This is a genomic window from Dorea sp. AM13-35 (genome assembly GCF_003473885.1).
Classification (GTDB): domain Bacteria; phylum Bacillota; class Clostridia; order Lachnospirales; family Lachnospiraceae; genus Dorea_D; species Dorea_D hominis.
The window spans coordinates 121,579-138,144 of record NZ_QUCZ01000003.1; the positions used below are offsets into that span (position 1 = coordinate 121,579).

The following is a 16,566-nucleotide window of genomic DNA, read 5'->3' on the forward strand; positions in this document are numbered from 1 at the left end:
CTTTGATCAGTCTTCTCTGTGGCACAATTGCCGGTTCAATTCTTTCCACGCGCATGTCCTCCTAATCTGTAAAAAATATGTCAGCTTACGCTGACCCTAATCACACGCCAAGTCTCGCGGCTGCTCGACTTGAATATGTTGCTTATATAATAATTTTATTCTGCATATGAAGATGAAGCAATGTTTTTTTTATGCAAATATATAAATTGTCTATCTCGACATTTCAGTGCGATATTCGATTACTCTTTGTGCATGATCTTTTAGCATATCAATTATATATTGGTCCATACATTTTTATCCCTTTTGAACCATATTGGTGACAAGCGCTATGCATTTTCTATTTACTTGCTATCCCTGATACCTTATTCTTTCTACCAGCGTTTCCTTTTTCAGATTACTGCTTAAAACGCAGGAAAGTACAATCTGCAACAGACCGACCAAAAAAATCATAATAAAAATTGGTACGATTGGAACATGATAGATATTCATTCCAAATATTCCATTATGTTTTGCATAGGAAAAAAGTGCATAGCCGAGCGGCAGACCAATGATCAAAGCTACGCATATGGTACCAACCGTAAACATCATTCCCTGTAACTGCAGACATAAATTTAATTGTTTATTTGTCATACCCACAGCCTGTAATACACCATATTCCTGCTTTTTTGTCGTAATATTCATGATTATGGTGTTTGCCATATTCATAAAACCGATGAGTCCTACAACCGCCATAAACAGATAACAGCCAAGCTTCATCATGCGAGCTGTGAATTCTGCAGATTGTAACTGTGCATGATAGGTATCCATTTTTATATGCGAAGTATTAGAAATCAAAGTATTCAGACTCTGTTCCACAGATGCAACATCTTTTTTATCACAGTCCACCCACAGATAGCCATAGGCTGTTCCCCTCGGATTCATGGAACGGTATACACCTTCCGGAATGACAAGATAAGTGTCCGCACTTACAAAGGATCCTGCAATCTTTCCCTGATAGGTATAGGTTCCACTTCCATTCTCAAAGTCAAATGCAATGGATTCACCCGGAGCATATCCATCTTGTTCCATCCATGCCGACCAACCAAAGAAAATATCACCATTCTTTACCGCCTTATCATAGTCCATAGAGCCAATATCACCGTCTTGGCGCATAAAATCAAAATCATTTTTACTCACAATATCAGCCGGAAATCTTGTTCCGTTCAGATTTACAGAGACAATCTCTCTCGTCATGACATCTGTCACTCCTGGAATGCTTTTGATTTCTTCAATCATTGAATCATTCAATGGATTATCCGTCAGAATCGTATCCAGATTATTCTCCGGATATCTTTCATCGTACTCAGCAGAATAGTCAAGCTGCAGTTCAAATTGTCCATGATTAACGGAAAGACGTGCTTCATGCTCCGTATCAATATTTCCTACATAATTAGAGATAATCACAAACAATGCGCAGGAAAGCCCCAGTGTGAGAATGGTACCAATGGTTCTTTTTGGATTACCCGTTATATTTGCCATTGCCATAGAAAACACGGTGACATTTTTTCTGCCATTTCGTTTTCCTTTTTTGTGTGTTTCTGCATTTTCTAAATACCGTGTTGCTTCGATAGGTGAAATCCGTGAAACAATTTTCATTGGTTTACGCAGTGCCAAAGCAACGGTAAAAAATGACACGAAAATACATAGAAGCATAACAGGCAGGGAAAACAGAGGCACCTGCTGATTTTGAACTCCCATAGAGCCAGTTCCGGTTGATACAAGGTTCCCCTGTTCTACCAGCCAGTTAAAACCGCATTTTGCAATCAGAAAGCCAAAAAGCAATCCAACTGGTATTGAAAAAAATGTCAAAAAAATGCCCTCTCTGAAGATCAGTTGTTTCATCTGCTTTTTTGTCGCTCCCAGAGCCTTGATTTTTCCATACTCCTGTATCTTGTTGGCAATACCGACCTGAAAAATATTATAAATGACCACAACAGAGAAAAGTACAATTGCAAGAATCAAAACCCCGCATACCGCAATCGTTTCATAACTCGGCTGCAAGACCCATTGCAAATAGAGATCATTGACTATAACGTTTTTTTCTTCGATCCCACAAGCTGCTGCAATCTGCTTTATAACCGAATCAATATTATTCATAGATACATTTGCAGAATCATTTAAAGTAAAATAAATATTATACTGTCTGTCATTCTCTGCGACGTGCTCATCATAAAACTCCTGTGACCCGAAAGCAACATAAGATGCCTCGATGGTATACTCATCCCGGTCATATAGGATTCCGCTGACAACAAATTCTTCCGGCTTATATTCTGACTGCATCCCTGCGCGGTAATCCAGTGTAACCGTATCTCCGATCTTTACATCACCATACCCCATTGCACGAAAAAATGCTCTTCCTGCGGCAATTTCCTGCATTTTTTCCGGATACTTTCCTTCCTTCATCTCATATTCTTTATTATAAGGAAGCATTTTTCTTGCAGTCTCATCCATGCAGACAAACCCGCCTTTTTCATTGCCTTTTATGATACCTTCGGTGCACATAGTGCCTGTAGCATCTATTTCCGCACGGCGGTTTACTTCTTTTAGCTGCGATCCGTCTGCGGAAACAAACAGACCATAATTGCTTCCATATGATCCTGCCGCTTGACTTTTCTGTAAATGAATTACCCCATTTCCCACAGTACTGATGATAACAAGCAGCATCGTGGTCAGACAGATTGCCATCATGATCAGTATACTTCTTGTCCTGTTCCTTTTGTCATTGCTATATGCAATCCTGCTTATTGTCTTCATCTGAAATCCACCACCTGTCCGTCCTCAATCACCAGAATACGGTCAGCGACCTGTGCAATTTCGTCATCATGGGTAATCATTACAATTGTCTGTCCATATTTTTTTGCTGTCATCTTAAGCAGAGCGATTACCTCATCACTGGTCTTAGAATCAAGATTTCCTGTCGGCTCATCTGCAAATATAATTTCCGGACGATTCACCAGTGCTCTTGCAATTGCTACTCTCTGCTGCTGTCCTCCGGATAACTGATTTGGCAGATTATAAATCCGGTTTTCAATCCCCAGAGTTGCAATGATATCATTTACATACGCTTCATCCACTTTTCTTCCATCCAGCCCCAGTGGCAGTACAATATTTTCCCAGACATTAACAGATGAAACCAGATTAAATGCCTGAAAAACAAATCCGATTTTTCTTCTGCGGAAAACAGCAAGGGCATCTTCCTTCATCCTGTATAAATCTTTCCCTGCTAAAGTAACACTGCCTTTTGTCGGGGTGTCTAGCCCTCCAAGCATATGAAGTAATGTACTTTTACCGGAACCTGACTTTCCGACAATTGCGACAAATTCTCCCTGCTCAATCTGAATGTCCACCTGATTGACCGCTTTGACCTGATTCTCACCCGCGCCATAAAACTTACAAAGCTGCTTGGTTTCTAATATCACACTCAATGTGCTACCTCCTTTTCAATTCTGTAAAACGTACCTTTTCAGCACACTTTCTTTGCCTGTTTATATAATTGGTCATTTTTCAACCTACATCCAAATTGTATCAGGATAATCTTTCATTTCACTTTCAAAAAACGAGCAGAAGTCTTACAGAATTGTAAGATTTCTGCCCACTTAAAATTTAACCAACATATGGTAATTGAATCACAAACGTGCTTCCTTTTTTCTTTTTGCCGGAGGTTACCATGATTGTACCTCCGTGTTTTTCGATAATTTCTCTCGATAGAAAAAGTCCGATTCCTGTACCACTCTTTTCCATGACCTTCCTGGAACTTCCTCTGTAAAATCGTTGAAAAATTTTGTGATACTCATTCTGCGGAATACCAATTCCCTGATCCTCAATTTCCATTCTTACAAGATCGTTTCTTTTTTGTAACCGGATAAATATTTTTGAACCACACGGACTGTACTTGACCGCATTATCCAGAACGTTGATCACAGCTTCACCAAGCCACCTTTTATCCTGCATAATCGTGCATGTTTCCAGCTCTTTTGCATAGTCAAAAACGAATTCAATTTCTTTCTCATCCGCTTTTGGATAAGTACAGTTCACAGCAGATATGACAGTATCCATAAGCGGAAGTTTTTTCTTATTAATCTGAATCAGTCCAGTTTCCATCTTGGATATATCAAGAAGCGACTGCAATAATGTCTCCAGTCCATCCAGAGCACTCCGACAACGGATACGAAACTCCTCCTGTTCTGTGGCACTTAAGTCATTCTGCATCAGCACACTAAAACATGTATCCAAAGCTGCAACCGGTGTCTTTAACTGGTGAGAGATATCAGAAACCATTTCTTTCGTGCTCTCTTTTTCTTCCCGTGCTTCTTCCTTTAGCAACTGAATATGATGTCCGATTGCTTCAAGCTGGTCATTCAATTTTTCCAGTTCTGCTGGATTTTCCGTTTTCAGTAAAGCATCAAATTTATTTTCACGGAATCTGATCAGAATTTCTTCCAACTGGTCTAAAATTTTCTGATGACACGCATCTTCTTTTTTCTTCCAATAAAGTAAAAAAGTCAAAAGAAGCACGCATATCACAGTACTTACAGCACCGGTCACCATAACCTGATGCCGGAATTGTGAATAAAATGCATTCCCTTTATTCCCCCAGTATCCATATTGCTCCAATAATCGCCTTCCCTGTTCGTTAGTTTCAATATCCTTATCCTTAAGCAATTCCGAAACAGCATCCAGCCCGGAAAATTCTTCCTTTGCAGCAATCTCTGTCATAAGATTCATTTTATATTTATAATCTTCATAAAACACATACGTGGTAAAGCAATTTAATATTGCAAACAATAATATGACAGGCAAAACCAAGGAGAGCGCTACTGTGATCTTCTTGCAATATCTCTTTATCACTGCCTTACCTCCTGATTCCATATATACCCAAGACCTCTGATATTCTTTATATAGACCGGTGCAGCCGGATTGTCTTCAATTTTCTCACGGAGTCTTCTGATATTAACAGCGATTGTATTTTCATCCACAAAATCCCCTTCCAGATCAAACACATTTTCCAATATTTGTGTTTTTGAAAGAATCTTTTTCGGATTCTGAAGAAAAAAAGTCAGCATTTTCAACTCCGTTTTTGTCAGACTGATTTCACGACTCTTTATCAGGACTTTCATTTCTCCTGCGATAAATACGATATCTCCCGAAATCATCTTTCTAGCTTCCGTTTTCTCCTGTCTGCGACGGAAATATGCTTCTATTTTCAAAAGAAGTACCGAAAGACTAAACGGCTTTGTAATATAATCATCTGCCCCTGCTTCATATCCCATAACCTGATCCATCTCCTGGTCTAGTGCTGTAAGGCAAATAATGTATGTATTATAATTGCATCTCATCCACCTTACAAATTCCAGTCCATTCCCATCCGGAAGATTCACATCACAAATGATAACATCCACATTATTATCACTTGCAATTCTTTTCGCTTTTTTCACTGATTCTGCTGAAAAAACCTCATATCCGGATTTTTTCAGTGAGAATGTAATTCCACGATTTAAATTTTCATCATCTTCAACCACGAGTATCCCTGGCATAGCATATGCACCTCTCTTTGTTAACTATTTCTCCTCTTCGTTAAGACCTAGAGCGTGTCTGAAAAAGGCTTTTCGTGAGCTGCGAGTCCCAGTTTGTGGGAGATTTTATCCGAATAAGGGCGGCGTAGCGGGCTACGGCAACCGAATGAGGGTAAAATATACCGCAAAGTGGGGCTTGCAGATTGCGGAAATGATTTTTCAGACACGCTCTAGGTCATTACCTCTGTCAATTCCGATTTTCATCACTTTATTTTACCATAGTGTTTTCTAAAGTGCTATTCCAATATATACAAAAGTGTAAATGAACGATCATACCTATCAGAAACACCTTATAATATATCTTTTTCGGCATCTGAATCATTGTTCTCACTGTCAGCTAGATAAGCTGAACGCTACCCAGGAAGAATGGAAACTGCGTGCTACGGGAACTACAATAGGTTGTCATACCATCGTTAGGAAGGGCACTGAAGGTAATTCCATCAAGACATATGATCTGACATAATTTTTGCAAAAGAAAAAGAGCCTTTATGAGCTCTGAGTTTTTAGTGGTCTGGGTGGGAGTCTGCTTAGTATGTTAAACCGTGCAACCATTACACTTCACCATCGCATACTCCCAGACCAAATATTAATATATATTCTTTTCTCATCGAATCAAGTCCTTTCTTGCAAATATGTTTGACTGCATCATAAATCAATCCAGAAACTAGGCAATTCGACAATGCTCCCAATATTGGTTTGATGGTGTTTGGAATCGAACCAAATCCTGTTACTAACTATGTTATATTCATAGTATAACATAGTTTTAAAAATTGTTACTTTTCATATTTTGTTATCATTCTGTTATCACAAACGGTTGTCAGGACACTCTCCAAAATACAGTGAAAAACGGCTGAATTGCACCACCTATTTTGATTTGCCTGATTTCTTGGCACCGTTTTGGCACCGGAGAATACTCAAACCGATTCTCTTCTGTAGATACTAGATACTTCTCTACCAACTTTATATTGCACCGGTAATTTTTAACTGTTATAATCGAAACATGGGTGCTACCATAACGGTAGGCGGTTAGTCCTTCTCCAGAGGGACTGTGACCCTCTGATTACATAGAAACCTGTAAAGGAATCCAGTGGAAAGGAGGGCTAAGCCAATGAGTATTATTGACTTCATAGCAGTAGTGAGCTTCGGCTTAACCTGCTTTGGTATCGGATATACATTAGGCAAAGATAATCATAAACCACAAAAATAACCGCCCTGGTCTGGTAAACTAAGCGGTTATCTTTGATAGATATTCTAAATAGTAAAACGGACTAACCGTCTATCGGTAGCACTCTTTTTCTATAATCATATTAGCACGCATCTGTGGAAATGTCAAAAAGTTCTTTTTCCATAGTATGTAATACGAATTTGAAAATACTTATAAGCCGAAAAAATACACCAGTACCAGCTTGATCACAGCAGCTCCACTAAAAGCAACAACTGCAGTTACAACTAATTGCATAGGTTTTGGAAAATTTTCGAACACAAAAACTTTCCTACTCTTGCTCCGCACCTTGCTTAAAGATCCTGTCGTAAATGCTGCCATCATTATGACTGACACAGATACCAAGGTCTCACAATAGCCGGCAAGCTTTCCTAACACATCATTATACATATATGCACCTGTTTCATGCAGAATCCAGTATAGAACCAATGCACAAACTCCCATAACACTTTGGAGCTTCATTTCCTTAAAAATCTTTTCTTTCTCTGTAGTTGCATAATCTGACATTGTTTTAGCAATTTTTCTTTCTTCTTCGTTCATCATCTCGCTTTTCCTTTCTCCACTGATAATCTCAGGAATGCTGATATCATAATAATCTGCAATATCCACAAGAATACTGATATCCGGCATATTGTTTCCAGTTTCCCTTAGTTAAAGATATGAACCCTATTTATCAGTCTACTTTTCCAATAAATCGGTAGTATATCTCTATTTCCTGTATTCTTTCATTGTCCTCATTCGTTGTTGCTTCGTGAATAAGGATTTTTTCTATCATTGCATTTAATAACGGTGCTGTCAGTTCCTTTGGTACGGAATACTCCTTGATTAACTCAATCCACTTTTCAGCACCTATCATATCCTGTTCCATTTTACTTAATTCTTCTCTTAGGTTGGTTATCTGCTGTTCCAGTTCTATCTGCTCCTTTTGATATTTCCCCGACAGCATGATGAAGTTTCGTTCCGTTATCTTCTCACAGGCTCTATCTTCATACATTTTCGCAAACAAGCGGTCAATCTCATTTTGTCGGTTCTCGGCTTTCTTCAAAGCACTTGCCTTTTTCTTCTTTGCCCGTATTCGCTCTGCATTGCCAGCCTTTTGTATCTTATTCACCACCTTTTCTTCGTCCTGCTGTACTGCCTTAGTCCAATATTGCAATCGTTCCAATACTGCTTGATACAACACATCATAACGGATATAGTGCATAGAACAAGTACCTTTTCCAAACTGTCCGTAGTAACTGCAAGCATAATAACTGTAAGGCGTTTTATTTGCCTTATTTGTCGCAAACCGCATAGACCAGCCACAATCCGCACACTTGACAAGCCCTGCAAATATCGGCGTTGCTTTTTCCTTTGTCTGTCTACGCCTTGATTTTATCTGTTCCTGCACACGATAGAATACTTCTTTGTCAATAATCGGCTCATGCGTGTTTTCTACTCGAAACCATTCACTTTCGGGTTTTCGTACTTTCTTCTTGCTTTTGAAAGAAATAGTTGACTGTCGATTATGAACGCTGTTGCCGATATAGACTTCACTTTTTAAAATTGCCTTAACATGAGCAATCGTCCATTCATAACGCTTGCTGTCGGGCTTTCCCTCAAAGATATGTGCAAAAGTACCATACCTTGTAAAATTCAGCCAAGACGCTGTCGGAACTTTTTCTTCTCGCAGTACCTTTGTGATTTTGGCACTACCGTAACCTTGATAGGCTAGGGAGAAGATTTTTTCAACAATCCATTTTGTTTCCTCATCAACCAGCAGTTTTCCTTTGATGTCGGGGTGTTTCTTATATCCTAACGGAGCATAAGCCCCATAATACGCACCCTCTGCAAATTTTGTCTTAAATGCAGATTTCACTTTACGGCTTGTATCTCTTGCCACCCATTCATTGATGATATTCTTAAATGGTGCAATCTCACTTTCGCCTTTTTCGCTGTCTACACCGTCGTCAATCGCTATGTAACGGACATTATGGCTGGGAAAATACAATTCTGTATATTGTCCTGTCATAATATAATTTCTGCCAAGTCGGGAAAGGTCTTTCGTTACAACACAGTTGATTTTTCCTGCCTCTATATCTTCAATCATTCTCTGGAAACTCGGTCTTTCAAAATTTGTTCCCGACCAGCCGTCATCAATATATTCATCAATCACATTCAAATGATGTTCTTTTGCATATAGACGCAACATACTTCTTTGTGTGGTAATGCTGGAACTTTCGCCCTGTAATTCATCATCTCGGCTTAACCTAAGATAAAGTGCAGTATTGTAAATCTGTTGTTTCATTGTCAGTTATCCTCCTTTATAACTAACCCGTGTTTACAATACCTGCTTGCAAGTAAAGTATAACACGGGTACTTTTTGTCATTCAATCTATTTCTTACAACTGCACCGATTTTATGCGATTGTCTGCTTTGCTTTTTCCAGCATAACATCTGTCAGAAGTTCTCCCATTGTCTTTCCCTTTTCGGAAAAATGCTCTTTTATAACAATCTTTGTTTTTCCTCTGTTGCCAATGCCACGCTTATTATTTGTCTTTTCCTGCCTTGTTTTTACAATATCAGCAATAACACATACCCCCTTTCTGTAAAAATCTTTTCTAAGCAATTCAACGGCTTTTGTCATAGCCCACAGGAGTTCCACCTCTGCATAGTTCTTATGTAGCCGTACCCATTGCGTGCGACGCTCTGAACGCTCAAGCTGTGGCTGTACGGGAGTATCATTATCAGACAGGACAGGTCATGGCGATAAAAGAGAACAAATCTTTTACAGGAACACAAATAAGTTGTCGCTCGCTTTTGCAGGGGAAAGGTCATGGCGTATCTGTTTCAACGGCTCGCTGTCTGTCAAACGTATTGAACTGCTTTATTCAGTTGTCAAAGAACATGAAAGAAGAAAATCGTCTTTCCTATATACCGCGTTGGAAAAGAGCAGAAGCGTAACCAATCTTCAAAACTTTTCTCTTTTCCTGCACCATATAGGGAAAGAAAGTGTCATTCTGCTAAGTTGGTGATGAAAAAATCTGATTTTCTTTTCACACCCTAACTACCCATGCAACACTATTACTACCAACTATGGAATGAAAGATTTTCTTTGCTCCATATAGGGAATGGAAACTACGGATTGTTAAGTTGAAATTGAAAATCGTTTCTTCTTTCACATCATATAGGGACAGCAACCACCGATTTAATGACCTGTTTTCAAAAAAAGTCAGATTTCCTTTCCTTGCACCATATCTGTACGCAAGTAACCGTTTTGTTGCAGATTTTTTGAAGAAATTAAAAAATACCGTCATTCCCTTGTGGAACAGCGGTATCTTTCTCAATCATATCTGCTATGTCTGTTGTCATTTGTTTAATTTTTAATTCCTGCTTTTCTGTTAGTCTTGTATGTCTGTCGATTTCTTCCAGATAATTTGCTCCTGTTTTCTTTTCAATCTCTTTTATCATCAATAAAGAGGGCATGACCTGTCTTTCTAACCAGCGTTTTGTTTTCTCCATATTGACAGCAACAGGCGTCATAATAAACGGAAGTGAGGTCGTTACATTATCTAAAAATATATCCCATAAAATATAATCGGGAAAATCTATCTGTGTGAGGATAAGGCTTGCTATGGTCTGTTCGGGATTTCTTGTAAAAACAAGTTGTTCTATCGTTTGTTCTGCTTTTCCATTTTTTAAACGAATTTCAAAGCGGTTCTTAATGTTTGTTTTTATACCTTTGCTTTTTTGTTCCTTTTCTTTTTCATACAGGCAAAAGTAGATGGAACTATTCTTTGAACCGATATAAAAGGTTTTTGCAGTATCTCCATGTGTACCCGATAATTTCCCGCTGTCTACTGCTTCATGGGTTCTTGAACGTTTCCATACCTTGTTGGCATAATAGCGTTCCCTTAGAATTTCTATATCCAGCAGTCCGCCCATATCATTGACCGCTAAATCTATGCGTTTAAAAACACCTTGATAATCTATACAACATCTTAAAAAGTAATACCAGTCTATCCCTCTTGCCTGTAAAACATATTCCAAGTTCCGACACCCCATACCTCTTAATTCCAATAAAACACCCATAGAACTATCTTTAGAAGCATTTACACTAATATCCCCATAGACATACTGTTCTTCATAGCCATACATTCCGTAATCTTCATGGATAAAATATTCGCTCTTCATTGCCAGTACATTTTTTATAATTTCCAATGCGTCTGTGGTGAGAAAACGAACACGCAGGTAGTCAATCGTTAAAGTGAAAGGCTGAGTACAATTACAATAATCAAGATAATGTAGAAGTATATGTTTCATTTCTTTACTGGCTTTTGTTTTTCCGTTTTCAATTTCATTTAAGTTCTGCCTGCTGATTTGCAATTCCTGTGCCAGTCGTGATTGCGAATAATCACAGTCTTTTCTCTTTTGCTTTAATGTCTACATAAATTTTATATCTGATTTTTGATTATCCGCATAAACACTATACTTTCAAGCATTTTGAAATATAGGAAAGCACTCATTTTACCACGAATTTACCACGATTGAATGAGCCTTGATATGACGTAAGAATTTGAAAAGGACACCGTATAGTTTGGTGTCCTTTTACATGAAAATCATTAGTCGCTATTGATTGTTATTATACATTTTGTTAATTGTTCTTATTTCTTTTACGTTTTTTACCGAATAAAACAGCTAATACACCGGTTGAACCAGCAAACATAGAAGTAAACAATCCTACGTTTGTCATATCACCTGTTTTTACAGGGTTCTTTTGTCCGCTAGGCTTTGTTGGAGTAGTTGGCTTGCTCGGTTTCTGTGGCTGTTGTGGACTTACAGGTTTATTTGTTGCTTTTTCTTTTACGGTAACTGTAATTGTTTTTTCAGTAATTGCACCATTTTTATCTACTACACGGAAAGTTACATGATAAGTGCCAGCCTTAGAAGTATCTACATCATTTGCAATAATGTTATCTTTTGTTAAAATAATCGTTCCGTCCTCTTTATCTGTTGCTGTCACATTTGCCAATGGATCGAACGTATCGCCTACATTCAATGTAACATCATTTGCTGAAATGATTGGAGCAGAGTTAAGGTCGCCTGTATTTTGTTTCACAGTTACAGTAATCGTTTTTTTAGCAGAAGCTCCGTTTTTATCTGTTACTTTATAAGTCACATGGTAAGTACCAGCCTTAGAAGTATCTACATCATTTGCAACAATATTATCTTTTGTCAAAGTGATAGTTCCGTCCTCTTTATCTGTTGCTGTTACATTTGCCAATGGGTCGAAAGTATCGCCTACATTCAATGTAACATCATTTGCAGAAATAGTTGGTGCTGTATTATCTTCTCCTTGTGAGTTTAACGATAATTCTACTTTTAAAACAACGTTTCCGTCTTTATAAGTACCGCAATCATACTCATAAGTAACTGGTTTTTTTACATCATCTACCGTTATAATTCCTGTATCTTTATCTAAAGTTCCATTTGCAGTAACTTTTACTTTTGAAATATCTATTCCTTGTTCAACATCTTTTTTTAAGTCGATTTTATTCCCTTTAATATCAATATAACCGTTGCCTACAAAAGCATGATTATTTTCAAGAACTTTATTCTCTCCGACATTTAACCAGTATAAATCATCGCAAATTAATTTTTTAATTTTTGTGTTTTTACTTATATCAAGACCTCTTATCCCTTGTTCAAAAATTTCACCGCAACGTAGCATTTCAAGTTCTAAATTATTGCTTAAATCTAATTTTTTAATAGTTGTATCATGACAAAAAAGGCGTGTCAGTTTTGTGTTTTTTGTTACATCTAATTCAGCTATATTTGTCATATAACATGATAGTTGTTTCAAATTAGGGTTCTTACTTATATCAAGTGTTTTTACTTTTGTATCTCCTATATCTAAAGTGACTAATTGCGGATTATGTGTGACATCAAGTTCCATTAATCCTGTATTGCTACAAGATAGTTGTTCTAAGTTAGGATTGTTTGTTACATCTAAATTGGAAATAGAGGTACTATCTGCAAATAACGTATTCAATTTTTCATTCTTAGATACATCAAGACTGTTAATTGATGTATTATCGCAAAGGAAAGCTTCCAAATTCGGATAACGTGTTAAATCAACGCTTCCTACTTTTGAAGAACGACAATCTAATCTTTTTAAAGATGAGTTTTTAACCGGACTTAAGTCTGAAACAGAAGTCGTAGAAACATCTAAAGACTGCAAATTTGTTAGATATTGAATACCCTCTAATGAAGATATCGTTTTCATACCATGTAAGTTTAAGAATTGGGCTTTTGATATTTCATCAACAGATAACACACTATCGCCGTCTTTATCAAATTCTGCAATGATTTGTTCTCTAAATACTTTGTCTGGAAAATGTGTTTCATCAATAGCAATGCTTCCAGCTTTTACTTCTGTATTTTTGCTTGCTTCAACGGTCTTATCTTCGGTAACCACTTCTTTTTCTGGTGTTGCAGGTGTTTCCTGTTTTGCACTTTCTTCTTTTAAAGTTTCTGCATTTTCAGCAGTTTCTTCCTGTTCCTTGTCTGTTATATTCTCTTGTACTTCTGCGTTTTCTGTTTTCTGTTCCACAGGAACTTGCTCTGTCTTGTTTTCTTCTACAACGGCTTCCTGCACAACTTCTGTGTTTTCCTGTGCCATGACAGGAGTAGGAAGCCCTGTAAGTGCAGTTGTTGTTCCAATCATCAATGCGGAACTTACTGCAAGGACTTGTTTTTTCTTCATAGTTTGTTCACTCCTTATTTTTCATAAATTCTTTGCATAGAAAAACGCACAAACTCCCCCTTATAACTGGATAATCTGTGCGTTCTGTTTATTATTGATAGAATTGAAAAAAGGGCAGAATTTACTTGTCTGTCTGTCTGTCTGTCTGTCTGTCTGTCTGTCTGTCTGTCGCAAGCGTAACAATGTGTGAACATGACTGTCAACCCTTTCTTTCAAAAAAATTCAATCCTTGCTTCTATACAAAAAACATTATACTGGAAACAAACACCTCTTTCAATCTTTTTATGCGTGCAAGATAAAAAAATTGAGACATCACACTTTTCCTTTTTTCCTCTTGAGTACCCACAACAGAAAAGAAAAAGCCCTGTCAAGAGCTTGCCACCATTGGTGGTGCTTTGCACTCTTGATCGGGCTTTTTGTTTGCTGTATCTTCTCGCAAGAGGAAAAAGATTACTCGTCCTCATCATCAAAATGGTTATTCCTTAATACTTCCCGTAACAGTTCCATATCCTCTTTTGAGTTCGGATTTATCATTTTCACGACTTGATAAGGTGTCCTATATTTATGTCCCTCTATGCTTTCCCCAAACATATCCATACTGTATAAATCATCATAGCGGTCTAGTAATTTTTGAAACTTCAAATGCTGGATAAATTCTTTGATTGGGTAAAGGTCGGACGCTTCAATGCTTTTCCCGTTGATATAGTCTGTAATGTATTCCCGTAACTTTTCCAACTCATATTCCAGCCATTCTTCCTCGCTGTCAAAGAAGTTATCATAGTGTCCGTGTTTCAGTTCTGCATTTAGACGTTCTTCTGTTCTTAAAAACTGACAGACTTCTTTTTCAGACTGATTGACATACTTCCATTCTCCCGATAATAATTCATTCGGCGTTACGTCCAGCACTTCCATTATCTTTTCCAGCGTTTCATAAGCAGGATAGTTCAACCCTCTTTCAATCTTGGAAAGGCTCTGCATATTGATACCGATTTTGTCCGCAAGTTCCTGTTGTTTCATTCCCCTAAATTTTCTTATGGTCTGTATATTATTTCCTAAATGGCTTATTTTCATTGCACAACCCTCCATATCTCGTTATATCTTCACTGTTATAAGTCTATCATGCTTAATATGATTTGTAAAGACAAAAAAAGATATTGACAAATAAGCATATAAGAATTACTATGCTATTGTGAGTGAATAAGCACAATAGAATGAAATACAAAAACATTCAAAAAGAAATACCCATCTGATTAAACCCGTAGATATGAATATTGGTTGAAATGGAACTTGTTAGAAAAGGCAAAACAGGACTTGCTGACAAAGTATTTCTGACACGGTGGCGGAAGCCTCTCAGGCTTACCGCCATGACACCTTGTGTCAAGGGGAAGAAATGCTTTGTCGGCTGGCGAGCCTGCGAGCCTTGACTGTGCCCCCGTTATCTAACAGGGGGGCACTATTTCACAAAAGACAAGTCAAAAACCATACAACCCCAAACCTGTGAGTAGTAATGAGAAGTTTTAAGAAGATAGTAATTTCACATTCTTTTGAATAGTGGTTTACAGGTATTTCAAGGCTGTTGTGGGATTGGAGGAATACAATGAACAATTTAGAATTTGCACTTGAAATGAAGAACAAACGTCTTGCAAGCGGTCTTTCACAAGGAGAACTTGCAAGTCTTACCCATGTATCAAGATATAGTATCAACCGCTTTGAGAACGGAAAAGCCAACGCAAGTAAAGAAACACAGAACATTATCCTGCGTTGTCTGAATTACTATGTCTGTGACAAGCCTTTTTATCTGCTCGTTGATTATCTGTCTGTCCGTTTTCCAACGACTGACGCATTAGAAGTTATCCGAAAGGTGCTTGGCATGAAAGCGGACTATTTTATCCATTATGACTATGGGTATTATGGCTATAAGGAGCATTATGCCTACGGGGAAATCAAGGTCATGGCTTCTGATGATGAACACATGGGTGTATTTTTAGAATTAAAAGGGGCAGGCTCACGCAACATGGAATATGTCTTACAGGCACAGAACAGGGATTGGTATTCATTTTTAAACCGCTGTCTTGACTGTGGCGGTGTTATCCGACGTTTTGACTTGGCAATCAATGATATGTGCGGTCTGCTGGATATTCCCGTTTTGTCTGAAAAATACAAAAATGGCGGTGCGGATTGTCGCTGTAAAAACTATGAAAATGTACAAGGTGGAAAACTAAGCGGAAAAAACCGTAATTTAGCAAGTACCCTTTATATCGGCTCAAAGGCAAGCACAAAATATTTCTGCCTGTATGAAAAACAAAAGGAACAGGCAACCAAAAAGAAACATACGGATATTATCAACCGTTTTGAAATTCGTCTGCGTGATAAAAAGGCAGTACAGGCAGTTGAGGAATTGTTATTGACATATAACCCTCATGGGTTGGTGTTTTACCTTATTACTGATTTTGTGCAATTTCCCGATTATCCGCTGTGGGAGATATTCATTTCCCATGACAGTTTACCTTTTGAAATGAACCCCGTACCTGTCAATATGGAACGCACTCTGCAATGGCTGGAAAGACAGGTCATGCCGTCAATCGTGATGATAGAGGAAATCGACAGGCTGACAGGCTCAAACTACATGAAAATGATTGATGAATGTACCCACCTTTCCGAAAAACAGGAAATGCTTGTAGAACAGATGTGTACGGATATAGCAGATGTAATCGAAAGTGAGGGGGTGTTTTATGAGTAATGCACAGGATATTCCCGTATGGGAAAAATATACCCTTACCATTGAAGAAGCGTCAAAGTATTTCCGTATCGGAGAAAACAAGTTAAGACGCTTGGCAGAGGAAAACAAGGACGCTGGCTGGCTCATTATGAATGGCAACCGCATACAGATTAAACGCCGACAGTTTGAACAGGTTATTGACAAATTGGACGCAATCTAATGCAAATGAGCCTTGTATGTGTTATGATGAACACAAGTCATATCAAGG

The 16,566-nt window shown here is 38.0% G+C and carries 14 protein-coding genes and 2 pseudogenes; 3 read left to right on the forward strand and 13 right to left on the reverse strand.

Going from position 1 to position 16,566, the window contains the following annotated elements:
- Positions 1-348 precede the first annotated feature (348 nt).
- From DW152_RS04885 to DW152_RS13720, 5 genes are all read right to left on the reverse strand, one after another.
- Positions 349-2,793, reverse strand: a complete 2,445-nt coding sequence (locus DW152_RS04885) for an ABC transporter permease (protein WP_118288096.1) — start codon at positions 2,791-2,793, stop codon at positions 349-351.
- On the reverse strand, positions 2,790-3,464 hold the full coding sequence (locus DW152_RS04890) for an ABC transporter ATP-binding protein (protein WP_006426335.1): 675 nt from the start codon (positions 3,462-3,464) through the stop codon (positions 2,790-2,792). The genes DW152_RS04885 and DW152_RS04890 overlap by 4 nt, the downstream gene beginning before the upstream one ends.
- Positions 3,465-3,642: 178 nt before the next feature.
- On the reverse strand, positions 3,643-4,908 hold the full coding sequence (locus DW152_RS04895) for a sensor histidine kinase (protein WP_118288097.1): 1,266 nt from the start codon (positions 4,906-4,908) through the stop codon (positions 3,643-3,645).
- Positions 4,884-5,573: a response regulator transcription factor gene (locus DW152_RS04900; protein ID WP_118288098.1), complete on the reverse strand. Its 690-nt coding sequence runs from the start codon at positions 5,571-5,573 to the stop codon at positions 4,884-4,886. Before DW152_RS04900 ends, DW152_RS04895 begins: the two co-directional genes overlap by 25 nt.
- Before the next feature lie 40 nt (positions 5,574-5,613).
- Positions 5,614-5,754: a DUF6783 domain-containing protein gene (locus tag DW152_RS13720; protein ID WP_334294653.1), complete on the reverse strand. Its 141-nt coding sequence runs from the start codon at positions 5,752-5,754 to the stop codon at positions 5,614-5,616.
- Between DW152_RS13720 and DW152_RS13725 the strand changes: the two are divergent.
- Positions 5,692-5,844: pseudogene (locus tag DW152_RS13725) on the forward strand (DUF6783 domain-containing protein); the annotation flags it as partial. The gene DW152_RS13720 and the pseudogene DW152_RS13725 overlap by 63 nt on opposite strands.
- A gap of 1,143 nt (positions 5,845-6,987) precedes the next feature.
- Here the strand turns inward: DW152_RS13725 and DW152_RS04910 are convergent.
- The 8 genes and pseudogenes from DW152_RS04910 to DW152_RS04950 form a co-directional block, all read right to left on the reverse strand.
- A complete protein-coding gene (locus tag DW152_RS04910) occupies positions 6,988-7,443 on the reverse strand; it encodes an XRE family transcriptional regulator (RefSeq protein WP_199663804.1) in 456 nt (151 codons plus the stop codon).
- Between the two features lie 64 nt (positions 7,444-7,507).
- Positions 7,508-9,121 (reverse strand): recombinase family protein, encoded by a 1,614-nt coding sequence (locus DW152_RS04915; RefSeq protein WP_117518367.1) that lies wholly within the window; start codon positions 9,119-9,121, stop codon positions 7,508-7,510.
- Positions 9,122-9,232: 111 nt separating this feature from the next.
- Positions 9,233-9,460: a hypothetical protein gene (locus DW152_RS04920; RefSeq protein ID WP_009273378.1), complete on the reverse strand. Its 228-nt coding sequence runs from the start codon at positions 9,458-9,460 to the stop codon at positions 9,233-9,235.
- Positions 9,461-10,113: 653 nt separating this feature from the next.
- Positions 10,114-11,136 carry a replication initiation factor domain-containing protein gene (locus tag DW152_RS04935; protein WP_279209161.1) on the reverse strand — a complete coding sequence of 341 codons (1,023 nt, stop codon included), beginning with the start codon at positions 11,134-11,136 and terminating at the stop codon, positions 10,114-10,116.
- 9 nt (positions 11,137-11,145) lie between these two features.
- A pseudogene (locus DW152_RS13570) lies at positions 11,146-11,241 on the reverse strand (helix-turn-helix domain-containing protein); the annotation flags it as partial.
- Between the two features lie 226 nt (positions 11,242-11,467).
- Positions 11,468-13,579 (reverse strand): immunoglobulin-like domain-containing protein, encoded by a 2,112-nt coding sequence (locus DW152_RS04940; protein WP_118288099.1) that lies wholly within the window; start codon positions 13,577-13,579, stop codon positions 11,468-11,470.
- A gap of 60 nt (positions 13,580-13,639) precedes the next feature.
- A complete protein-coding gene (locus DW152_RS04945) occupies positions 13,640-13,795 on the reverse strand; it encodes a hypothetical protein (RefSeq protein ID WP_158552490.1) in 156 nt (51 codons plus the stop codon).
- Positions 13,796-14,029: 234 nt separating this feature from the next.
- Positions 14,030-14,650: a helix-turn-helix domain-containing protein gene (locus DW152_RS04950; protein WP_009242236.1), complete on the reverse strand. Its 621-nt coding sequence runs from the start codon at positions 14,648-14,650 to the stop codon at positions 14,030-14,032.
- Between the two features lie 526 nt (positions 14,651-15,176).
- On the opposite strand from DW152_RS04950, the gene DW152_RS04955 reads away from it, so the two are divergent.
- Together DW152_RS04955 and DW152_RS04960 are read left to right on the forward strand one after the other, a co-directional pair.
- On the forward strand, positions 15,177-16,319 hold the full coding sequence (locus DW152_RS04955; protein ID WP_004610987.1) for an XRE family transcriptional regulator: 1,143 nt from the start codon (positions 15,177-15,179) through the stop codon (positions 16,317-16,319).
- Positions 16,312-16,518 carry an excisionase gene (locus tag DW152_RS04960; protein ID WP_002341493.1) on the forward strand — a complete coding sequence of 69 codons (207 nt, stop codon included), beginning with the start codon at positions 16,312-16,314 and terminating at the stop codon, positions 16,516-16,518. Before DW152_RS04955 ends, DW152_RS04960 begins: the two co-directional genes overlap by 8 nt.
- The last annotated feature ends 48 nt before the right edge of the window (positions 16,519-16,566 follow it).